This window comes from Kocuria aegyptia (assembly GCF_039530085.1).
GTDB lineage: Bacteria > Actinomycetota > Actinomycetes > Actinomycetales > Micrococcaceae > Kocuria > Kocuria aegyptia.
In genome coordinates, this window is record NZ_BAAAOA010000010.1 from 71,005 (window position 1) to 90,741 (window position 19,737).

Consider the following 19,737-nt stretch of genomic DNA (forward strand, 5'->3'; position numbering starts at 1 on the left):
GCGTTCGGGGGTGCGGGCCCGGCCCGGACGGGGCGGTGGCCGGTCCCCGCCGGGGACCGCCCGGTCCGCGCTCCCGGGGCCGGCCGGCGCCGGCCCGGTCTCAGCCCTGGTGGTTGCGGGCCTCGTGCTTGCGCTGCTCGGAGCCGCTGCCGTGGCCCATCCTGCCGAGCACCGCGCCGGCCACGAGTCCGACGACGACCAGCACGATGCCCGCGATCAGCACGGCGTTGCTGCCCACCGTGAAGCCCACCACGCCCACGATGACGCCCACCGACATGATGCCGACGGTCACCCACGCGGCCAGCGTGTTGCCGTGCCCCACGAAGCCGGTGTGGTCGAGGACGATCTCGTTTTCGTTTGCCATGTTGTTGCACTCCCGATTTCCCTGCCGGAGCCGGCCGGCCCCGCTCGCGCGGCCCCGGCGGGGCGCAGCGGTTGCTGACATCCTGTCCCGCCCCATTGTGCCACCCCTCGGGCCGGGCCCGCGCACGTCCCACGGGGCTCCGCGGCGTCCGGTTCCCCGCCGTGGCGGGAATCCGCCCGGCAGCCCCGCGGGGCGGGCGCGGCGCTCAGGCGGTGGGGTCGCGGCCCTCGGTGAGGGCGTCCCAAGAGTCGATCTCGTCGCCGGGGCGGGGCGCCCCGGCCGGGGGCCCGTCCGCTCCGGAGCGCTCGTAGCGCCGGGCCGCGGTCCAGGACCGGCCCACCACGAGGGCCCAGGCACCGCACAGCGCCACGAGCGCCGAGGCGGCCGCCGCGAGGGACGGCCAGACGGTGACGGCGAAGGCGCCGCCGGCGTTGATCATGCCGGTGGCCTCGCCCACGGCGGTCTGCGCCGCGCCGGCCGGATCGGCCAGCACCGCCACGGACGCCGCCAGGGCACCCAGACCGGCGAGCAGGACCACCACGGCCACCACGGCGCGCAGCACCCGCCCGGAGATCGCCGTGGTGAGCGCGCCGGCGGCCGCCACGAGTCCGAGCGCGGTGACGGCCGGCGCGGCGTCGGACCCGGCGACGTCCACGGTCACGGGCTCCAGGGTGGTCTGCACCGTGGCGGAGACCCACGTGGCGGCGGAGCAGGCGAACACGGCCAGGGCGGCGGCCAGCGTGGCGAGCACCACCGTGGGGCGCCGGGTCAGCGCCGCCCGCCGGGGGTTGCGGACCTCAGGCACGCCGGGCACCCGGCTCCGGCACGGCCACCCGGTCGAGGTCCAGGGCGCGCAGCCGCTCGGCGAGCAGCACCGCCCGCAGCGGGGCGGTGGCCTTGTTGAGGGACTCGAGGGCCTCGGTCTCGGGGTCCGAGTCCGCGACGATCCCGCCACCGGCCTGCACGTAGGCCTTGCCGTCGACGAGCAGCGCCGTGCGGATGGCGATGGCCATGTCCATGTCCCCCGCGAAGTCGAGGTAGCCGACCACGCCGCCGTAGACGGCGCGGCGCAGCGGCTCGTACTCGTCGAGCAGGCGCAGGGCCCTGGGCTTGGGCGCCCCCGAGAGAGTGCCGGCGGGGAACGTCGCGGCGAGCACGTCGTAGGCGGTGGCGTCCGGGCGCATCCGGCCGACGACGTTGGAGCACAGGTGCATGATGTGGCTGAAGCGCTCGACCTCCATGAACTCCGTGACCTCCACGGAGCCCGGGACGGCGATCTTGGAGATGTCGTTGCGGGCGAGGTCCACGAGCATGAGGTGCTCGGAGCGCTCCTTCTCGTCCTGGAGCAGGTCCCGCTCCAGCGCGAGGTCCTCCTCGACGGTGCGCCCGCGCGGTCGGGACCCCGCGATGGGGTGGGTCACGGCTTGCTCACCCGTGACGGTGACGAGCGCCTCCGGGGACGAGCCCACGATCGAGAAGGGGCGGCCGCCGGCGTCCTCGAAGCTGTACAGGTACATGTACGGGCTGGGGTTGATGGCGCGCAGCATGCGGTAGACGTCGAGGGAGTCCGCGGTGCACTCGGTCTCGAAACGCCGGGAGACGACCACCTGGAAGATGTCCCCGTCCACGATGGCCTTCTTGCCCTCCACGATGGAGTTCATGAACAGGGCCCGGTCCCAGCTCTGGTCCACCTTGGACTCCAGGTCCCCGCGGATCTCGTCGCTGCCGGTGAGCGTCGAGACCGTGGCGTGGGCGAGGGGCCGGGCGAGCTTCTCCAGCATCGCGTGCACCCGGTCCACGGCGTCGGCCCAGGCCTCGTCGACGCGCTCGTCGGTGTCGTCGAAGTTGATCGCGTTGGCCACGAGCATCACGGTGCCGTCCGTGTTGTCGTGGATCGCGACGTCCGAGACCAGGTTCATGGCGAGCTCGGGGATGCGCAGGTCGTCCTGGGGCGGGTGCGGGAGCTTCTCCCAGCGGCGCACGGCCTCCCAGCCCACGAAGCCCACGAGCCCCGAGGTCAGCGGGGGGACGTCCTCGAAGCGTTCCGTGTGCAGCAGCGCCATGGTGTCCCGCAGCGCCTCGACGGGGTCGCCGCCGGTGGGGGCGCCGGCCGGGGCCTGCCCGATCCAGTGCGCCTCGCCGTCCCGGGCGGTGAGCGTGGCCCGGGAGTTCGCCCCGATGAAGGAGTAGCGGGACCAGACCCCGCCCTCCGCGGCGGACTCGAGGAGGAACGTGCCCGCCCGCGCGGCCCCGTCCTCGAGGGCGAGCGCGCGGTAGAGCCCGATCGGGGTCATGGCGTCCGCGAGGATCTTGACGCGGACGGGGATGACGCGGCGCTCCGCCGCGAGCGCGCGGAACTCCTCGAGCGTGGGGCTGATGCTGCCCAGGTCCTGCATGGGTGTCGACCTGACTTCCTGGTGGCGGGCGGGAGGACGGAGGGGGTCGCGGGTCAGACGGCGGCGACGGCGCCGAGGTCGCGGCCGTCGAAGCAGCTGCGGGTGCCGGTGTGGCAGGCCGCGCCGGTCTGGTCGACCTGGACGAGCAGGGCGTCGCCGTCGCAGTCGAGGCTCACGCTGTGCACGGCCTGGACGTGCCCGGACGTGTCGCCCTTGCGCCAGTACTCCTGGCGGGAGCGGGACCAGAACGTGACGCGGCCCTCCGTGAGGGTGCGGCGCAGGGCCTCGTCGTCCATCCAGCCCAGCATCAGCACCTCCTTGGTGTCGTGCTGCTGCACCACGGCGGCCACGAGCCCCGCGGGGTCGCGCTTGAGCCGCCGGGCCACGGCGGGGTCCAGGACGTCGGTTCCGGTGTCGGGGGTCTGCTCGCTCATCGCCACCCATCCTATCGACCTGGCCGGGCGGCCCGGCGCCCCGGTCGTCGCCCGGGTCCACCGTCGCCGTCAGGCGTGCTCCGGCGGGTCGAACGCCTCGAACCCGTCCGTGTCCTCGTCCGTATCCCCGTCCCTGTCCCCGTCCGGGGCGTCGCCGGCGTCCGCGTGGCCGAGCAGCCGGCGGGTCAGCGCCTCGCGGCCGGACAGGAGCGCGTCGAGGGCGGCGGTCAGGTCCGCGTCCGTCGCGTCCTCGCCCCGCACGGCCGCGGCGAGCACGGCCCGGCGCACCAGCTCCTTCGGGAAGGACCCGGTGGTCCCCTCCGCGCGCGCCGCTGCGGCGTCGAGGACGGCGGCGGAGAACCTCTGCTCCCCCGCGTACCGGCGGAACAGCCGGGACCGGGCGTCCGCGTCCGGCAGCGGGATCTCGACGGCGAGGTCCACGCGCCCCGGTCGCTCGGCGAGCGCCCGCTCCAGCACGGCCACGCGGTTGGTCGTGAGCACGAACGCGACGTCGGCGTCGCCGTCGAGCCCGTCCAGGGCGTCGAGCACCTCGAAGAGCACCGGCGCGGGCCCCGTCCCGAGATCCCGGTCCATGGCCACAAGGTCCACGTCCTCGAGCACCACGATCGAGGGCTGAAAGGTGCGGGCCACCTCGGCGGCGGCCCCGATGAGGTGCAGGCTCGACCCGGTCAGCAGGATCGCCGTGGTCCCCGGGGTGACGGAGAGCAGGTGCCGGACCGTGAGGGTCTTGCCGGTGCCCGGCGGGCCGTGGAGCAGGATGCCGCGCTTGAGGTGCTGGCCCGCGGCCCGGAGCGCGTCGCGGTGCTCCCCGATGCCCACCACGTGCCCCACGACCTGCTCCAGCAGTCCCGCGGGCAGCACGATCGCGTCGGCGGGCACGTGCGGGCGCGGCAGGAACGTGGCCCCGGCCTCGCTGCCGTACTCGGTGGCGGCGAACGAGAGCACCTGGCCGCGCAGCACGCTGCGCCGGAGCATCAGCGACCGCAGCCGGGTGAGGAACGTGGCGCAGACCGCGGGCTCCGCCGCGAGCACCTCCAGCTGAACCCGGGGCCGGCCGTACTCGGGGCGGGGCATCCGCTGGAGCACCGCCACGGGCACCCCGTCCACGGTGAGGCAGCGGATGCCGAACGCGACGACCTGCCGTTCCGTGTCCGGGCCCGTGGCCCGGGTCGCATAGTCGACGGGGCCGACGTCGGCCCCGGAGTACTGGGCCGTCAGCAGCTCGGCGAGGCCGAGGTCCTGGCGGCTCTGGCCGCCGCTGACGCCGAGGAGGGTCCCGGGCCCGTCCCCCGCCAGCTCGGCGAGGGCGATGTCGACGTCGGCGAGGCGGTGCGGGGCGAAGTCCTCCGAGACCACCGGCAGGGTGCGCACGTCCGCGCCGAGCACGGCGGACAGGTGCCGACCGAGCGGCGTGGGCTCGTCGCCGCGCTCGGGAGGCAGGGCGGAGAGGCGGTCCACCAGGCGCCGGACCGAGCGCAGCAGCCGGGCGTCGTCCGGGTCAGGGGCGGTGCCGGCGGGGGCGGAGTCGTCCATGGGTCGACCCTACCGGGACGGCGGGCAGGCGGGTGGCGGCGACGGCCAGGAAGGACACCACGAGGATGAGCACGGACAGCCCCAGGGCGTAGGTGCCCACGGCCCGGTAGCCGCCCACCAGGGCGGGGTCGAGGAAGAAGTACGGGTACCAGCCCACCATCCGGCCCCTGACCAGGGTGTACACGGCCCACAGCGCCGGGAACAGGGTGGACGCCCAGGTGGAGGCCCAGCGCAGCCGCCGGCGGCCGGGGCCCAGCAGGAAGTCGGCCACGGCGTAGACCGGCAGCACGAAGTGCAGCACCTTCGAGGACAGCGGGACGAGGAAGAGGTGGCCGTACAGCTCCGCGTTGGCGAGCAGCACCCCGAACACCGTCCCGGACACCACCGAGTAGGTCGTGGCCATCGCCCGCAGCCCGGTCAGCCAGCCCGGCTCAGCGGCACGGGCCGCGGTGTGCAGCAGGGCCAGCAGCACGGCCAGGATGAGCAGGACCGCGCTGTGGACGGTGAAGTAGCTGAACAGGTTGGACCCCAGGCAGGTGCGGGTGACGAAGGCGCAGTCGGAGCGGGAGACCAGGGCCCAGACCGCGACCACCAGGGCGCAGACCCGGGCGGCGGCGACGACGAGTGGCACGCTCGACCTCCTCCCGGCGCTCCGGGCTCCAGGATAGGAGGCCCGGCGGACGCGGGGCGTCCCTCCTCGTCCCCGCACCTGCCGGTCCGGGACGGCCGGGCCTATGGTGGGAGCAGGACCAGTGCGGCGACGGCGGGCGGGACACCCAGACGATGCTTCCCAGGACAGCGACGGGGTGGCGGCGCGCGGTGCCCGGAACGGCGGCCGTGCTCGCCCTCGCGGTGCTGTGCGGGTGCGGGGGCCCGGGCACGCCGGGCGCACCGACCGGCTCCCCCGCCACGGCGTCCCCGGCGGCGACCGCGACCTCCTCCGCCGGGTCGCCCGCCCCGGCCGCGGGCGGCCCGTGGGGCGCCTACCCCGACCGGCGGGAGGCGTGCGCGGCGGTCGCGGACGACCTCCTGGTGCTCGCCCTGCTCCCGGCCGGGCTCTCGGCCGGCCCGACCGTGCCGGAGGTCCAGGACGTCGAGGACGAGGTCGAGGCCATGGGCGACACCGCGCCCCCGGCGCTGGCCGCGGACTTCGCGCGGGTGCAGCTGCTGGTCGACTCCTACGGCGAGGCGCTGGCGGAGGACCCCTCGGCGCGGTTCGACGGTCAGGCGCTCGACCAGGCCCTGGCCCCCGTGCGGGGCTGGCTGGACGGGACCTGCCGCGACGGGGTCTGAGCCGGCCGGCTCAGCGGTGCGGCGTGGTGCCGGGCGACTCCCCGGACCGTGCCCGGCAGGCGATCGCGCAGCGGCCGGGACGTGCGAGGCCCCAGCGGGCGGCGATGCCCCGGTCGGGGTCGTGCGTGGCGGACGACGTCCGGCGGACGGGTCCCACCGCGGGGCGGGAGTCGTCCGCCCGCCCGGACGTGGTCAACGGTGTCCTGGACGCGTGCAGGAGCAGCCCCGGGAAGGGGCCGCTCCTGCACGGTGCGCTATCGGCGGTTCAGGAAGCCGCGCAGCATGCCCCCGAGACCGCGGCCGCCGGACCTCCCCGCGCCCGCCTGGCCGGCGGCGTTGATCCCGCGGGTGCCCCGGCGGCCTCCGGCAGCACGACCGGCGGTCCCCCCGCCGGCACGACCGGTGACGCTCCTGATGATGCTGTTCAGTCCCACGGTGGACTCTCCTTCGGTCGGCCTGTCGAGCGACTGTCGTCAGCTCACTGTCGACTCTACGCCCGGTGGGCTCCCCGGGCCACGGGGCCGTTCAGCGGACCTCGTGGCCCGCTGCGCGCAGCGCGTCCTTGACCTCGGCGATCGCGTGGACGGGCCCGAAGTGGAAGATCGAGGCGGCGAGCACGGCGTCGGCGCCAGCGTCCACGGCCGGCGGGAAGTGCTCGGGGGCGCCCGCGCCGCCGGAGGCGATCAGGGGCACGTGCACGCGCGCGCGCACGGCCCGGATCATCTCCAGGTCGAAGCCCTGTTGCGTGCCGTCCGCGTCCATGGAGTTGAGCAGGATCTCCCCCACGCCGCGGTCCTCGGCCTCCCGCGCCCAGTCCAGGGCGTCGAGGCCGGTCAGCGCGCGGCCCCCGTGGGTCGTGACCTCGAATCCCGAGGGGGTGTTGCCCGTGCGCCGGGCGTCGAGGGACAGGACGAGCACCTGGCTGCCGAAGTGCCCGGTGATCTCGTCGATGACCTCGGGACGGGCGACCGCGGCGGTGTTGATGGACGCCTTGTCGGCGCCGCAGCGCAGCAGCCGGTCGACGTCGCCGACCGCGCGCACGCCGCCGCCCACGGTGAGCGGGATGAAGACCTGCCCGGCGGTGCGGGAGACCACGTCGAAGGTCGTGGCCCGGGCCGCCGAGGACGCCGTGACGTCGAGGAACGTCAGCTCGTCCGCGCCGGCCTCGTTGTAGCGCTTGGCGAGCTCCACCGGGTCACCGGCGTCGCGCAGGTTCTCGAAGTTCACGCCCTTGACGACTCGACCGGCGTCGACGTCCAGGCACGGGATGACACGTACGGCAACGCCCACGGGCGGCACCTCCTCGGCTGCGGGGTGGGAAGGGACGCTCAGATCCGGGCGGCCTGGATCGGGGAGACGAGGATGGCGCGGGCCCCGACGTCGTAGAGGGCGTCCATGACCTTGTTCGTCTCGGACTTGGGGACCATGGCGCGCACGGCCCAGGCGTTGCCGCGGCCGAGCCGGGAGATGGTGGGGCCCTCCATGCCGGGGGTGATCTGGGTGGCGGCCTCGACGTACTCCTCGGCCACGTCGTAGTCCATCATCACGTACTGCCGGGCCACGAGCACGCCCTGCAGGCGCCGCCGGAGCACGGCCAGTCCCTCGGGCTCCGTGGCCGCGCGGCTGCGGACGAGCAGCGCCTCGGAGGTCATGATGGGCTCTCCGAAGACCTGCAGGCCCGCGGCGCGCAGGGTGTTGCCGGTCTCCACGACGTCGGCGATCGCGTCGGCCACGCCCAGCCGGATGGAGGACTCCACCGCGCCGTCGAGACGGACCACGTCGGCCGCCACGCCCTGCTCGGCGAGGTAGTCGCGCAGCAGGCCGTCGTAGCTCGTGGCGATCCGCCGGCCCGCCAGCTCGGCGATCGAGGAGAACTCGCCCGCCGGGCCCGCGAAGCGGAACGTGGACCGGGCGAAGTCCAGCCCGAGGTCCTCGTCGGCGTGGGCGCCCGAGTCCAGGAGCAGGTCCCGGCCGGTGATCCCGACGTCGAGGATGCCCCCGCCCACGTACACCGCGATGTCGCGGGGGCGCAGGTAGAAGAACTCGACGTTGTTCTCGGGGTCGACCAGCACCAGCTCGCGGGAGTCCCGCCGCTGCCGGTAGCCGGCCTCCTTGAGCATGGTGACGGAGGACTCGGACAGGGCGCCCTTGTTGGGCACTGCGACACGCAGCATGGGGTTCCTTCTCGGCTCAGGGGCTTCGGTGGGGCGGGGACGCCGGTGCGGCGGGACGCTCACAGGTGGCGGTAGACGTCCTCGAGCCGCAGGCCCTTCGCGACCATCATCACCTGCAGGTGGTAGAGCAGCTGCGAGATCTCCTCCGCCGCCTGCTCCGGGGTCTCGTACTCGCAGGCCATCCAGACCTCCGCGGCCTCCTCGACGACCTTCTTGCCGATGCCGTGCACGCCGGTGTCGAGCTCCCGGACCGTGCCGGAGCCCTCCGGTCGGCTCACGGCTTTGTCGCTGATCTCGGCGAAGAGGGTCTCGAAGGTTTTCACGACTACCAGGGTAATGGGTCCGCGGCGACCTCCCGACCGGCCGGTGCCCGCACGGCGCGGGGAGCGGGGCTCAGACGCCGAGGGCGCGCAGCAGCAGCGCGGTCCGCACCGCGGCGGCCGTGGCCTCGTAGCCCTTGTCCTCCTGCGAGCCTTCGAGCCCGGCACGGTCCAGTCCCTGCTGCTCCGTGTCGCACGTGAGCACGCCGAAGCCCACGGGCACGCCGGTGCGCACCGACACGTCCGTGAGGCCCTGCGTGGCCGCCGAGCACACGTAGTCGAAGTGCGGGGTGCCGCCGCGCACGACCACGCCGAGGGCCACCACGGCGTCGAGGCCCGGGGCGAGGCGGGCCGCGGCGACTGGCAGCTCGAAGCTGCCGGGCACGCGCACCACCGCCGCGTCCCGCACGCCGGCGTCGGCGAGCGCCCGGCGGGCGCCGTCGAGCAGCCCGTCCATGATCTCCGTGTGCCAGCTCGAGGCGACGACGGCGACGCGCAGGCCGCTCGCGTCGGCGGTGCTGAGGTCGATGTCGGGGGCTCCGTGTCCGCTCATGGGGTGAGGTCTCCTGTGCTGTCGATGGGGCTGTCGATGGGGCTGTCGATGGGGCTGCCGGTCGTGCTGCGGGCGGGGCTGTCGGTCGTGCTGCCGGTCCGGTCGGCGGGGTCCGCCGCCGCGCCGCGTCGGGCGGTGGGCTCGTCGACGTGGCGCAGGCGGTGCCGCATGCGGTCCCGCTTGGTCACGAGGTAGTCGTGGTTCTCCGGTCGGGCCGGCACCTCGTTGGGCACCATCGCGACGACCTCGATGCCCAGGTCGGCCAGGCGCTCGGCCTTGGCGGGGTTGTTGCTCAGCAGCCGGATCCGGGTCAGCCCCAGCCGGTGCAGGATGGCCGCCGCCGCGGTGTAGTCCCGGGCGTCGGCGGGCAGGCCGAGCAGCTCGTTCGCCTCGACGGTGTCCGCGCCCCCGTCCTGGAGCTTGTAGGCACGCAGCTTGTTGACCAGCCCGATCCCCCGGCCCTCGTGGTTGCGCAGGTAGAGCAGGGTGCCGCCGTCGTCGGCGATCCGCCGCAGCGCCAGGTGCAGCTGGGGCCCGCAGTCGCACCGGTAGGAACCGAACACGTCCCCCGTGAGGCACTCGGAGTGCAGCCGCACGAGCGGCGGCCGGCCGACGGGCACGCGCGCCGAGGACGGCGCGGTGAGGCTGAGGTGCTCGGCGACCGGGTCCCCGGGGGCGCCGGGCAGCTGCCAGCCGATCACCTCGAAGCGGCCCTCGGGCGTGGGCACGACCACCGGTGCGGAGCTGACCAGGGGGGCGTCCGGCCTCATCGGCGGCCCTCCTGCAGCTGCGCCGCCAGGTCCTCGATGCTCACGAGCGGGATGCCGTGCCGGTCGGCGAAGGCGCGCAGGGCCGGCAGGCGCATCATCTCGCCCTCGTCGTGGACGAGCTCGGCGATCACCCCGACCGGTTCGAGGCCCGCCAGGGCGCACAGCTCGACGGCGGCCTCGGTGTGCCCGCGGCGGACGGCGATCCCGCCGTCGGCGGCGCGCAGGGGCAGCACGTGCCCGGGCCGGGTGATGTCCCCCGGTCCGGCCGCGGGGTCGGCGAGCACCCGGACGGTGAGCGCGCGGTCGGCGGCGCTGATGCCGGTGCTCACCCCGAGGCGGGCGTCGCACGTGACGGTGTAGGCGGTGCCCTTCGAGTCCTCGTTGACGTCCACCATCGGGGGCAGGCGCATCGCGTCGGCCCGGGCCCCGGTCAGGGGCACGCACACGACCCCGGAGGTGTGCCGGATGGTGAAGCCCATCAGCGCGGGCGTCGCGTGCTCGGCCGCGAAGACGATGTCGCCCTCGTTCTCCCGGTCGGCGTCGTCGACGACGACGACGGGCCGGCCCTGGGCGATGGCCTCGACGGCCGCGTCCACGGGATCGAGCCGGATCTCCCCGGCCCGCCCGTCCTCTTCGCGGCCCGTTTCCTCGTGGGTGCTGCTGGTCCGCATCATGCTCCTTCTCCTGCCGTGGTCGGGGCCGTCTCCGGCGCCGGGGTGCGGTCGGTCCGGGCGAAGGCCAGCAGGCGCTGGGCGTACTTCGCGAGGACGTCGACCTCGAGGTTGACGGACGCGCCGACGGGGCGGCGTCCGAGGGTGGTCTCGGCGAGGGTGGCCGGGATGAGCCCGACCTCGAACCAGTGCTCCGCGGCACCGGGGGCGCTGACCGCCGTCACGGTGAGGGACACCCCGTCCACGGCGATCGAGCCCTTCTCGGCGACGTACGGGGCCAGCTCGGCGGGCACGGCGACCCGGACCCGCTCCCACTCCCCCAGGTCCTCACGGACCGCGACGGTGCCCGTGCCGTCGACGTGGCCCTGGACCACGTGCCCGTCGAGCCGCCCGCCGGCGGGCACGCAGCGCTCCAGGTTCACGGTGTCCCCGGTGGCCAGGGATCCGAGGGTGGTGCGCACGAGCGTCTCGCCGATGACGTCGGCCAGGAACTGCCCCGGGCCGAGCTCCTCGGTGCGCGTGGCCGTGAGGCAGACCCCGTTGACGGCGAGGGAGCCCCCGTGCGGGAGGTCCGCCACGAGCGGCCCGGCCTCCACGAGGAGGCGGGCGCTCGTGCCGTCCGGGCGGGGGTCGACCGAGCGCACGGTGCCCTGGCCGGCGACGATTCCTGTGAACATGCGGTGCTTCCTCTGTCTCTCGGTCTCTCGGGTCGTTCGGGTCTGTCGGATCTCGCGGTGCCGGTGTGGTGCGGCGGCCCGGGTGCCGCTCAGTCCGGTGGGACGGGCCGCAGGTGGATCCACAGGTCGGGGCCGAGCTGCTGCACGGGTCCACCGCCGGTGGGGTCGAGCCGCCACCGGGAGGCGCCGGCGAGGGTGCCGATGCCCAGCTCCTCGAAGGCGGGCCGTCCCGCCCCGAGCACCAGGGGCGCCTGGTAGAGGCTGAGCTCGTCGACGAGCCCGGCGCGCAGGAAGCCCGCGGCCACGGTGGCCCCGCCCTCGATGAGCACGTGGCGCACCCCGGCGTCGTAGAGCTCGGCCAGGGCGGAGTGGGGGTCTCGGGTCGCGACGTGCCGGAACCGTCCGTCGGTCCCGCGGATCGCGGCGCCCGCCGGCACGGGGCGCAGGCCCATGGCCACGCGCAGGGGCTGTCGCGCGACGACGCCGCCGTCGCCGGTGCGGGCGGTGAGCCGGGGGTCGTCGGCCAGGACCGTGCCGCTGCCCACGAGCACGGCGTCGGCACGGGCGCGCAGGTCGTGCCCGTGCTCGCGGGCCGACGACGACGTGATCCACTGGCTGGTCCCGTCCGCGGCGGCGATCCGGGCATCGAGGCTCTGGGCGACCTTGAGGGTCACGAACGGGCGCTGGGCGCGCACGGTCTCGCCCCAGCGGTCGTTGAGGCGCTCCGCCTCCTCGGCCAGCACGCCCGAGCGGACCTCGAGGCCCGCGGCGCGCAGGGCGGCGGCCCCGCCGGCGGCGGCGGCCGTGCGGTCGGGGGCGCCGTAGACCACCCGGGGCACGCCCGCCTCCACGATCGCCTCCGCGCACGGACCGGTGCGGCCCCAGTGGTTGCACGGTTCGAGGGTGACGTACAGGGTGGTGCCGCGCAGGTCGGTGCCGGCGGACCCGGCGCGCCCCAGGACGTCGACCTCGGCGTGGACGGTGCCGGCTCCGCGGTGGTGGCCGACGTGCAGGATCCGGCCCTCGGCGTCGACGAGGACGGCTCCGACGAGGGGATTGGCCCCGCGCGGGCCGCGGGCCGCCGCGTGCAGGGCGGTCCGCATGACCGACCGCTCGGCGTCGTCGCCGCTCCGGTGCTGCGGGTCCATCGTGTCGTCCTTTCCCGGGTGGTTCCGGGGCGCAGGACAACGGTGCCGCCGTCGGGGCCCGCGGGACCGGACGGCGTCGTGGCCGGTGCCGTCGACGGCACGCCACGAGGGCCGTTGAACGTGTTGCCTTCCATCCAGACTGTGACTGTCGGTACCGGAGTTCCACCGGTTCGGCCGGGCGACCCGCCGGTGCAGGAGCTGGGCTCCCGCACGGACGCGGTCGTCCGGTTCGCGGACTGTGACCGCCGGTTCGGACTTCCACCGACCCCGGAACACGTTGTTCGTGCCCCGATTATGTCACAGGGCGCACCGGGGTCGGTCCGCGCCGGGCCGGCTCAGGTGCGGGCGGCGCGGGCCGCTCCGCGCAGGGCCGTGATCGCGGCCCCGGGGTCCTCCGCACCGTAGACGGCGGAGCCCGCCACGAACGTGTCGGCCCCCGCCTCCGCGGCTCGCACGATGGTCTCCTGCGTGATCCCGCCGTCCACCTGGAGGGCCACCCGTCCCCCGCCCGCCCGGACCGCCTCGGCGGCCCGCCGGATCTTCGGCAGCGTGACGTCGAGGAAGGCCTGGCCACCGAAGCCCGGCTCCACCGTCATGACCAGGAGCATGTCCAGCTCCGGCAGCAGGTCGAGGTACGGCTCCACGGGGGTCGCGGGGCGCAGCGCCATCCCGGCCCGGGCGCCGTGGGCGCGCAGCTCGCGGGCCAGCTTCAGCGGCGCGCGTGCGGCCTCGGCGTGGAAGGTGACGGACTCGCAGCCGAGCTCGGCGTAGCCGGCGGCCCAGCGGTCCGCGTCCTCGATCATCAGGTGCACGTCCAGCGGGAGGGGGCTGACGGCGAGGATCCGCTCCACGAGGGGCATGCCCAGCGTGAGGTTCGGCACGAAGTGGTTGTCCATGACGTCCACGTGCACGGCGTCGGCGGCGGCGATCCGGCCCAGCTCGGCCTCGAGGTTGACGAAGTCGGCGGAGAGGATCGAGGGGTGGATGCAGGTTCGGGACACGGGGACTCCTGGTGGGTGGTCGGTCGGGGGGTCAGCGCTTGCGCAGCAGGGCCAGGAACATGGCGTCCGTGCCGTGGACGTGCGGCCACAGCTGGACGGTCGCGGGTCCGGTGTCCCCCGCCCACGGGCGGGACGGGTCGCGGTCCCCGTCGAGGCTGCCGGGCAGGGCCGCGGCCCGGACCGGCTCCAGCGCGTCGACGAGCTCGACGTCACGGCGCCCGGCCAGCACGTCCTGGACCACGGTGAGGGTCTCGGCCGCGTGCGGGGAGCAGGTCGCGTAGGCGACCAGGCCGCCGGGGCGGGCCACGTCCAGGGCGGCGTGCAGCAGCTCCCGCTGCAGCGGCCCGAGCTCGGCCAGGTCCCGGGGGCTGCGCCGCCAGCGGGACTCCGGGCGGCGGCGCAGCGCCCCGAGGCCCGTGCAGGGGGCGTCGACGAGCACCCGGTCGAAGCCGGCCTCCTCCGCGGGGCGGCCTCCGAGCAGCTCGCCGGCGCTGCGGCCGTCCCCCGTGCGCACCGTCCAGGCGTGCTCCGGGACCGGCCGCAGGGCCCGGCGCACGAGCTCGGCCCGGTGCGGGGCGACCTCGTTGGCCGTCAGGTGGGCCTCTCGCCGGTCCGCGAGCGCCGCGAGCAGGGCCGCCTTCCCGCCCGGGCCGGCGCACAGGTCCAGCCAGCGTCCGCCCTCCGCCCCGCCGCCCGGCACCCCGGCGACCTGACCGGCGGCGACCAGGGCACGGGCCACGAGCTGGGAGCCGGCGTCCTGGACGCGGACCCCGCCCTCGCGCACGGACACCAGCCGGTGCAGGTCACCGCCGCTGCTCAGCGCGGAGCCGGGCACGAGGGTCCCCGGCTCCGCGCCCGCGGCGAGGGCCTCGTCGAGGTCGCCGAGACCGGGCAGGGCCACCAGGTTGACCACGGGGGCCTCGTTGTCCGCCTCGAGCAGGGCCTCGAGCTCGGCGGCGTCGCGCCCGTGGGCGGTGAGCGCCTGGCGCAGGGCCCGGACCACCCACGCCGGGTGGGCGTGGGCGAGGCCGAGGCGCGCGGTCTCGTCGGTGCTGCCGGCGGCCAGCTCCGCGACCCAGGCCGCCAGGTCCCGCGCCGCGACCTTGCGCAGCACCGCGTTGACGAGCCCGCCGGGGCCCTGCCCGACGACGGCCCGGACGAGGCCCACCGTCTGGTCGATGGCCGCGTGGTCGGGCACCCGCATGGCCAGCAGCTGGTGTGCGCCCAGTCGCAGGGCGTCGAGCACCGCGCCGTCGAGCTCGCCCAGGGGGCGGTCGACGCACCGGGCCAGCACGGCGTCCCAGGTGCCCTGCCAGCGCAGCGCCCCGTAGGCGAGCTCCGTGGCGAAGCCGGCGTCGCGCCGGTCCAGGCGGTGGGCCCGGAGGAGCTTCGGGAGCACGAGGTTGCCGTAGGCGCCCTCCTCGGACACCGCTCGCAGGGTCTCGTACGCCGCCAGCCGGGCCGGATCGGCCCGCCGCGTCCGCCCCGACGGTGCCGAGGAGGAGAAGGCCCGGTCGGACTGCGCCCGCCGGTTGCGCTCGTGCCCCCTCGCGTTGCGCCGCGCGCCTCCCGGCCGCCGGTCGCGGTCGCCCCGTCGGTCGCCGCGCTGGCCGCCCTCGCGCTCGCTCACTGGAACACCACCTCGTCCTCCGTGCTGCGGCCCCGCGCCCAGGCGGTGGCCTCCATGGTCTTCTTCCCCGCCGGCTGAACCCGGGTGAGCTGGACCGCGTACGAGCCCGTGCCCACGAGCACGGCGTCCCCGCGCAGGACGCACCGTCCCGGACCGAGGTCCCGGACGTCGGGCCGGGGCACCACGCGGTCTAGCTTGAGCCGGCGGTCGTCGAGCCGGGTCCAGGCCCCGGGCTCGGGGGTCGCCCCGCGCACCCGGTGGGCCACGGCCACGGCGGGATCCGTCCAGCGGACCCGCCCGTCCTCGGCGGTGAGCTTCGGGGCGTGGGTCACGTCGCCCCGCTGCGGGGCCGGACGGGCGGAGCCGTCGACCACGGCACGCAGGGAGTCCGCCAGCAGCGGGGCCGCGGTGCGGGACAGGCGCTCCAGGACCGTGCCGGCGGTGTCGTCGGGGCGGACCTGGTCGGTCATGGTGCCGAGGACGGGCCCGGTGTCCAGCCCGGCCTCCAGCAGGAAGGTGCTGGCCCCGACCAGCGTGTCCCCGGCCATGAGGGCGCGCTGGACGGGGGCGGCGCCGCGCCACTGCGGCAGCAGGGAGAAGTGCAGGTTGACCCAGCCGTGCGGCACGGCGTCCAGGGCGGCCTGCGGGACCAGGGCCCCGTAGGCGACCACGGCGGCGATGTCCGCGCCCAGCCCCCGGATCCGCTCGGTCAGCTCCGCGTCCACCCGGTTCGCCTGGAGCACCGGCAGGCCCCGCCGCGCGGCCTCCTCGGCCACGGGCGAGGGGGTGAGCACCTTCTTGCGGCCCACGGGGGCGTCGGTGCGGGTGAGGACGGCCACGATCTCGACGTCGGGCCGGTCGGCCAGCTGGGCCAGGGACGGCACGGCGACGGACGGCGTGCCGGCGTAGAGGATCTTCACGGATCTCCTGAGGTGTGGGGGCGGGACGGGGCTCGGGCCGGGCGGGGCCGGGCTCAGGCCGGGCGGAACGGGCCGGCGCCGAAGGAGGTGCCCACGTGCGCGGCGCGCTGCCCGGCCACGCCGCGCACCACCCCGTCGTAGTCGGCGGCGCGGATGGCCCGCATCGCCTCCTTCTTGGCGGCGCCGACCAGCCGGTCCACGTAGAGCCGCCCGTCCAGGTGGTCGGTCTCGTGCTGCAGGCAGCGCGCCAGCAACCCGGTGCCCTCGACGCGCACGGGCGCGCCGTGCTGGTCGAAGCCGGTGACCCGGGCCCAGTTCCGGCGCGGGGTGTCGTAGCCCAGGCCCGGAACGGAGAGGCAGCCCTCGCCGCCCTGCTGGGGCTCCTCGCCCACCTCCAGGACGGGGTTGACCACGTGCCCCTCGCTGCCCTCGACCGCCCACGTGAACAGCCGCACGCTGACGCCGACCTGGGGCGCGGCCAGGCCGACGCCGCCGACGTCCAGCATCGTCTCGTGCATGTCCGCGACGAGGCGGCGCAGGGCGTCGTCGAAGGCCGTGACCTCCTCCGCGCGGGTGCGCAGGACGGGATCACCGATGGTGCGGATGGGCAGGACGGACATGGCAGGACCTCGCTCTCGACCCGGCAAGTCTACGGGCCGCCCGTCCCCGCGAGCACGCGGGGCGATCAGGGCCTACGGCTGCTCGCGCAGCGGCGGCGGCGGCACGGGGCGCAGCGCCGGGCCGGCCGCGGCGAGGGCGGTCTCCTGGGTCCACAGCCGGTGCAGGGCGCAGAACTTGTACCAGTGCTGCTCGAGCACCGCCGGGACGGCCTGCACGGGCACGACCTCCGTCTCGCCGACCGCCACGCCCAGGAGCAGGTCCGCGCTGCCGTAGGCCCACGGCTCCCAGGTGCCGGTCTCCGCGTCCACGAGGGACTCCTCCGCCTTGAGCCCGGCCACGAGCTGGGTCACGACCTTGGGGTCGAGGGGCTTCACGCGCCCGTCCCGGTCCGTGCCCTTCGTCTTGTAGTCGATGAGGCACACCTTGCCCGCGATCCGGGCCACGAGGTCGAGGGTCCCGGCGTAGCCCACGGTGGAGTTCCACACCGTGACCTCCACCGCGAGCGGTTCGGGGGCGTAGAGGTCCCACCACTCGTCGAAGCGCGAGGCGAAGCGCTCCTCGCCGTGCTCGGCCAGGGCGGCCCGCGCGTCCGCCGCCCGGTGGGGCCGGCCGAGGGCCCGCAGGGCGATCTGCTCGGCATAGGTGTGCACGCGGTCCCCGCGCGCCGCGGCCTCGTCGCGGTGCCGCTCGGCGGCCTTGGCCGCGTCCCGCACCACGGCGCGCAGCTGGGCCGGTGAGCCCAGGGCCGTGCGCAGCCGGTCGTCCCGCACGGCGGCCTGCGCCGCGGAGTAGCCGTACCAGCCGTCCAGGTCCGTGGCGGCCCGGGAGAGGACCGTGGTGATGGAGGGGACGGTCGCCTGGTCCGCGACCGACCGCGCGTACATCCGTCCGTACTCGGTCTGTTCCGCCAGCCTGGGCTGTGTCACGCTGCTCGTCGCCTCTCCCTCGCCTCGCCCCGGCTCCCGGGGCGGTCCCGGTGCTCCGGGCCCTGGCCCGCAGGCTACCGACCGCCTCGGACACGCGGCGCGGCGGCGCCCGCCGTGCCCCGCCCCGGTGCGGGCCCTGGCCCGGCCCGGCCCGGCTCCGGGGCGGGGCCCGGGCACGACGAAGGCCCCGGCTCGTGGAGCCGGGGCCTTCCAGGTGGTGCGCGATACTGGGATCGAACCAGTGACCTCTTCCGTGTCAGGGAAGCGCGCTACCGCTGCGCCAATCGCGCTCGACCGGCGGTTCCCGAGGGGACCGTCGAGCGTGGTGGGTGTGCACCGAGGTGGAGACGGGATTCGAACCCGCGTAGACGGCTTTGCAGGCCGCTGCCTAACCACTCGGCCACCCCACCGGGACCTGGTCCTCGCGGACAGGGCCGTCGGTCACGGCATCGTTCATGCCGATCACTGCGAGCGGACGACGGGAGTCGAACCCGCGACATCCACCATGGCAAGGTGGTGCTCTACCAGCTGAGCTACGTCCGCATGTCGTGCTTCGGTCGATCTCTCGATCTTCCGATCAGGAACTCTAGCACAACCCGTTCCGGTGGTATTCGCACCGGGGCGGGCGTGCCGGGATCGACGGGGCCGGTGTCCCGGGCGGCTCTGCAGCCGCTCCGCTGGCCGGAACCCGTCGGTGTTCCTGACAGGTGGAGACTTTACGGGACCCGTTTCCGAAACGCCAAATCCCCGGCGGGGCCGCGCCGCGGCGGGGGCCCGCGGACCGTGCCCGCCCCCGAATTGGCCCGCGGCCGGGATGTGGGTTATGGTTTTCGAGCAGTGAGCGCGATTGGCGCAGTGGTAGCGCGCTTCGTTCACACCGAAGAGGTCACTGGTTCGAACCCAGTATCGCGCACGAGCACCGCAACGGAGGGCCCCGGCTGGAACACCAGCCGGGGCCCTCCGTCGTCGTCGGGCTCGTCCCGCGCCCGCCCCCGGGTGCCGCGGGCGCCCGGGGGCGGCGCTCAGACCGCGGTGACGTCCCCCCGGATGCCCTCGCGGGCCAGGGCCGTGAGGCGGGAGACGGCGCGGAAGTACTTCTTCTGGTAGCCGCCGGCCATCATCTCCGCGGTGAAGACCTCGTCGAAGGGCCTGCCGGAGGCGATGATCGGCAGGTTCCTGTCGTAGAGCCGGTCCGCCAGCACCACGAACCGCAGGGCCACGGCCTGCTGCTCGATGGTGTGCACGTCGCGCCAGACCACGGCGTCGATCCCCTCGAGGAGCTTGCGGTACCTGGAGGGGTGCACGCCCGCGAGGTGCTCCACGAGGTCGGCGAACCGGTCGGCGGCCACGACCCGGCCCGTGAAGTGCTCCTCCACGGCCCGGTCGAGCTCTCCGTCGGACAGCGGCGCCGGGGCCTGCGGCAGCCCCCGGTGGCGGAAGTCCTCGCCGTCGATGCGCAGCACCTCGAACTGGTCGGCCAGCACCTGGATCTCCCGCTGGAAGTCCTGCGCGGCGAAGCGGCCCTCGCCGAGCGAGCCGGGCAGCGTGTTGGACGTCGCGGCGATCCGCACGCCGGCGTCGGCGAGCTCGCGCATCAGCCGGGACATGAGGACCGTGTCGCCCGGGTCGTCGAGCTCGAACTCGTCGATGCACACCAGGGTGTAGGTGCTCAGGGCGTCCACGGCCTTGCGGAACGTCAGGGCCCCCACGAGGTTGGTGTACTCCACGAAGGTGCCGAACGCCTTGGGGCCGGGCACCGCGTGCCACAGCGACGCGAGCAGGTGGGTCTTGCCCACGCCGAAGCCGCCGTCCAGGTAGATCCCCGTCCGGACCTCGTCCCTGCGGGGCCCGCCGCCGAAGAGCTTGGTGAAGAACCCGCCGCCGGTCGAGCGGCCGACGGAGTCCGCGAACTTCCGCAGCTCCCGCACCGCCGCCTCCTGGGACGGCTGCTGCGGATCGGGACGGTAGGTGTCGAACGAGACCTCCCCGAAGCGCTCGGAGGGCCGGAACGCCGAGAGCAGTTCGTCCGCTGACACCTGGGGGCGCCGCTCGGTGAGGTGTTCGATCTGGATGCTCACGGGGAGACCTCTCTGTCCGCCGCGCCCGGCGGTTCGCTGGTTCGGCACGCCGAACGGCGCACGCGCGTGCTCCGGCGATTTTACCGGCTGCCCGCCGCCCGGGATGCGCCCGCCGCGAAATACGGGCGGTGACCGGGCCGCGTCCGCTCCCCGGCGGGACGGCCCGCCGCCGGGACCACTACCCTGGAGGGGAAGACGGTCCGCGAG

The 19,737-nt window shown here is 75.4% G+C and carries 21 protein-coding genes, 4 tRNA genes and 1 riboswitch; of the genes, 2 read left to right on the forward strand and 23 right to left on the reverse strand.

Annotation, left to right across the window (positions count from 1 at the left end):
- Positions 1–100 precede the first annotated feature (100 nt).
- From ABD220_RS04195 to ABD220_RS04220, 6 genes are all read right to left on the reverse strand, one after another.
- A complete protein-coding gene (locus ABD220_RS04195; RefSeq protein ID WP_344120100.1) occupies positions 101–364 on the reverse strand; it encodes an HGxxPAAW family protein in 264 nt (87 codons plus the stop codon).
- 205 nt (positions 365–569) lie between these two features.
- Positions 570–1,169: a Trp biosynthesis-associated membrane protein gene (locus tag ABD220_RS04200; protein ID WP_344120102.1), complete on the reverse strand. Its 600-nt coding sequence runs from the start codon at positions 1,167–1,169 to the stop codon at positions 570–572.
- Complete coding sequence (locus tag ABD220_RS04205; RefSeq protein ID WP_344120104.1) at positions 1,162–2,760, reverse strand: anthranilate synthase component I; 1,599 nt, start codon at positions 2,758–2,760, stop codon at positions 1,162–1,164. Before ABD220_RS04205 ends, ABD220_RS04200 begins: the two co-directional genes overlap by 8 nt.
- A 53-nt stretch (positions 2,761–2,813) precedes the next feature.
- Positions 2,814–3,194 (reverse strand): phosphoribosyl-AMP cyclohydrolase, encoded by a 381-nt coding sequence (hisI, locus tag ABD220_RS04210; RefSeq protein WP_344120105.1) that lies wholly within the window; start codon positions 3,192–3,194, stop codon positions 2,814–2,816.
- Positions 3,195–3,263: 69 nt separating this feature from the next.
- Positions 3,264–4,748, reverse strand: coding sequence for an AAA family ATPase (locus ABD220_RS04215; protein WP_344120107.1), 1,485 nt, complete (start codon positions 4,746–4,748; stop codon positions 3,264–3,266).
- Entirely contained in the window at positions 4,714–5,379 is a 666-nt protein-coding gene (locus tag ABD220_RS04220) for a Pr6Pr family membrane protein (RefSeq protein WP_344120109.1), read from the reverse strand. The genes ABD220_RS04215 and ABD220_RS04220 overlap by 35 nt, the downstream gene beginning before the upstream one ends.
- A 188-nt stretch (positions 5,380–5,567) precedes the next feature.
- Here ABD220_RS04220 and ABD220_RS04225 point away from each other — a divergent pair, with 188 nt between their 5' ends.
- On the forward strand, positions 5,568–6,041 hold the full coding sequence (locus tag ABD220_RS04225) for a hypothetical protein (protein ID WP_344120111.1): 474 nt from the start codon (positions 5,568–5,570) through the stop codon (positions 6,039–6,041).
- Between the two features lie 525 nt (positions 6,042–6,566).
- Here ABD220_RS04225 and hisF read toward each other — a convergent pair.
- The 16 genes from hisF to ABD220_RS04305 all read right to left on the reverse strand — a co-directional run bounded on the left by hisF (position 6,567) and on the right by ABD220_RS04305 (position 17,995).
- On the reverse strand, positions 6,567–7,331 hold the full coding sequence (gene hisF, locus ABD220_RS04230; RefSeq protein WP_344120113.1) for an imidazole glycerol phosphate synthase subunit HisF: 765 nt from the start codon (positions 7,329–7,331) through the stop codon (positions 6,567–6,569).
- Between the two features lie 38 nt (positions 7,332–7,369).
- Positions 7,370–8,215 carry an ATP phosphoribosyltransferase gene (hisG, locus tag ABD220_RS04235; protein ID WP_344120115.1) on the reverse strand — a complete coding sequence of 282 codons (846 nt, stop codon included), beginning with the start codon at positions 8,213–8,215 and terminating at the stop codon, positions 7,370–7,372.
- A 59-nt stretch (positions 8,216–8,274) separates the two neighbouring features.
- Positions 8,275–8,538, reverse strand: a complete 264-nt coding sequence (locus ABD220_RS04240; protein ID WP_344120116.1) for a phosphoribosyl-ATP diphosphatase — start codon at positions 8,536–8,538, stop codon at positions 8,275–8,277.
- Between the two features lie 70 nt (positions 8,539–8,608).
- Entirely contained in the window at positions 8,609–9,088 is a 480-nt protein-coding gene (gene ribH / locus ABD220_RS04245; RefSeq protein WP_344120118.1) for a 6,7-dimethyl-8-ribityllumazine synthase, read from the reverse strand.
- The gene (locus ABD220_RS04250) at positions 9,085–9,858 is read right to left on the reverse strand and encodes a GTP cyclohydrolase II (protein WP_344120120.1); all 774 of its coding nucleotides are present in this window, start codon (positions 9,856–9,858) and stop codon (positions 9,085–9,087) included. Before ABD220_RS04250 ends, ribH begins: the two co-directional genes overlap by 4 nt.
- Positions 9,855–10,529: a 3,4-dihydroxy-2-butanone-4-phosphate synthase gene (gene ribB, locus ABD220_RS04255; RefSeq protein ID WP_344120330.1), complete on the reverse strand. Its 675-nt coding sequence runs from the start codon at positions 10,527–10,529 to the stop codon at positions 9,855–9,857. The genes ABD220_RS04250 and ribB overlap by 4 nt, the downstream gene beginning before the upstream one ends.
- Positions 10,529–11,206 carry a riboflavin synthase gene (locus ABD220_RS04260; RefSeq protein WP_344120122.1) on the reverse strand — a complete coding sequence of 226 codons (678 nt, stop codon included), beginning with the start codon at positions 11,204–11,206 and terminating at the stop codon, positions 10,529–10,531. Before ABD220_RS04260 ends, ribB begins: the two co-directional genes overlap by 1 nt.
- 89 nt (positions 11,207–11,295) lie before the next feature.
- On the reverse strand, positions 11,296–12,354 hold the full coding sequence (gene ribD, locus ABD220_RS04265; protein ID WP_344120123.1) for a bifunctional diaminohydroxyphosphoribosylaminopyrimidine deaminase/5-amino-6-(5-phosphoribosylamino)uracil reductase RibD: 1,059 nt from the start codon (positions 12,352–12,354) through the stop codon (positions 11,296–11,298).
- 116 nt (positions 12,355–12,470) lie between these two features.
- Positions 12,471–12,634: riboswitch (FMN riboswitch) on the reverse strand.
- Positions 12,635–12,689: 55 nt separating this feature from the next.
- Positions 12,690–13,355 (reverse strand): ribulose-phosphate 3-epimerase, encoded by a 666-nt coding sequence (rpe, locus tag ABD220_RS04270; protein WP_344120125.1) that lies wholly within the window; start codon positions 13,353–13,355, stop codon positions 12,690–12,692.
- Between the two features lie 31 nt (positions 13,356–13,386).
- Positions 13,387–14,985, reverse strand: coding sequence for an RsmB/NOP family class I SAM-dependent RNA methyltransferase (locus ABD220_RS04275; RefSeq protein WP_344120126.1), 1,599 nt, complete (start codon positions 14,983–14,985; stop codon positions 13,387–13,389).
- Positions 14,982–15,905, reverse strand: coding sequence for a methionyl-tRNA formyltransferase (gene fmt, locus ABD220_RS04280; protein ID WP_344120128.1), 924 nt, complete (start codon positions 15,903–15,905; stop codon positions 14,982–14,984). Before fmt ends, ABD220_RS04275 begins: the two co-directional genes overlap by 4 nt.
- A gap of 53 nt (positions 15,906–15,958) precedes the next feature.
- Positions 15,959–16,525: a peptide deformylase gene (def, locus tag ABD220_RS04285; protein ID WP_344120130.1), complete on the reverse strand. Its 567-nt coding sequence runs from the start codon at positions 16,523–16,525 to the stop codon at positions 15,959–15,961.
- A 72-nt stretch (positions 16,526–16,597) separates the two neighbouring features.
- Positions 16,598–17,452 (reverse strand): cytochrome, encoded by an 855-nt coding sequence (locus ABD220_RS04290; RefSeq protein ID WP_344120132.1) that lies wholly within the window; start codon positions 17,450–17,452, stop codon positions 16,598–16,600.
- A 215-nt stretch (positions 17,453–17,667) separates the two neighbouring features.
- Positions 17,668–17,742 (reverse strand) — tRNA-Val (locus ABD220_RS04295).
- A 49-nt stretch (positions 17,743–17,791) separates the two neighbouring features.
- Positions 17,792–17,862: transfer RNA gene (locus ABD220_RS04300), tRNA-Cys, on the reverse strand.
- A gap of 60 nt (positions 17,863–17,922) precedes the next feature.
- Positions 17,923–17,995: transfer RNA gene (locus ABD220_RS04305), tRNA-Gly, on the reverse strand.
- A 298-nt stretch (positions 17,996–18,293) separates the two neighbouring features.
- Here ABD220_RS04305 and ABD220_RS04310 point away from each other — a divergent pair.
- Positions 18,294–18,365, forward strand: a tRNA-Val gene (locus tag ABD220_RS04310).
- 109 nt (positions 18,366–18,474) lie between these two features.
- On the opposite strand, the gene zapE is transcribed toward ABD220_RS04310, so the two are convergent.
- Positions 18,475–19,530: a cell division protein ZapE gene (zapE, locus tag ABD220_RS04315; RefSeq protein ID WP_344120134.1), complete on the reverse strand. Its 1,056-nt coding sequence runs from the start codon at positions 19,528–19,530 to the stop codon at positions 18,475–18,477.
- Positions 19,531–19,737 lie beyond the last annotated feature (207 nt).

Excerpts from the sequence above, each read along its gene's own strand:
- ABD220_RS04195 (WP_344120100.1), bottom strand. The coding sequence starts at position 364 with ATGGCAAACGAAAACGAGATCGTCCTCGACCACACCGGCTTCGTGGGG.
- ABD220_RS04205 (WP_344120104.1), bottom strand. The coding sequence starts at position 2,760 with ATGCAGGACCTGGGCAGCATCAGCCCCACGCTCGAGGAGTTCCGCGCG.
- hisI (WP_344120105.1), bottom strand. The coding sequence starts at position 3,194 with ATGAGCGAGCAGACCCCCGACACCGGAACCGACGTCCTGGACCCCGCC.
- ABD220_RS04215 (WP_344120107.1), bottom strand. The coding sequence starts at position 4,748 with ATGGACGACTCCGCCCCCGCCGGCACCGCCCCTGACCCGGACGACGCC.
- hisG (WP_344120115.1), bottom strand. The coding sequence starts at position 8,215 with ATGCTGCGTGTCGCAGTGCCCAACAAGGGCGCCCTGTCCGAGTCCTCC.
- ribH (WP_344120118.1), bottom strand. The coding sequence starts at position 9,088 with ATGAGCGGACACGGAGCCCCCGACATCGACCTCAGCACCGCCGACGCG.
- ABD220_RS04250 (WP_344120120.1), bottom strand. The coding sequence starts at position 9,858 with ATGAGGCCGGACGCCCCCCTGGTCAGCTCCGCACCGGTGGTCGTGCCC.
- ribB (WP_344120330.1), bottom strand. The coding sequence starts at position 10,529 with ATGCGGACCAGCAGCACCCACGAGGAAACGGGCCGCGAAGAGGACGGG.
- ABD220_RS04260 (WP_344120122.1), bottom strand. The coding sequence starts at position 11,206 with ATGTTCACAGGAATCGTCGCCGGCCAGGGCACCGTGCGCTCGGTCGAC.
- ribD (WP_344120123.1), bottom strand. The coding sequence starts at position 12,354 with ATGGACCCGCAGCACCGGAGCGGCGACGACGCCGAGCGGTCGGTCATG.
- def (WP_344120130.1), bottom strand. The coding sequence starts at position 16,525 with ATGTCCGTCCTGCCCATCCGCACCATCGGTGATCCCGTCCTGCGCACC.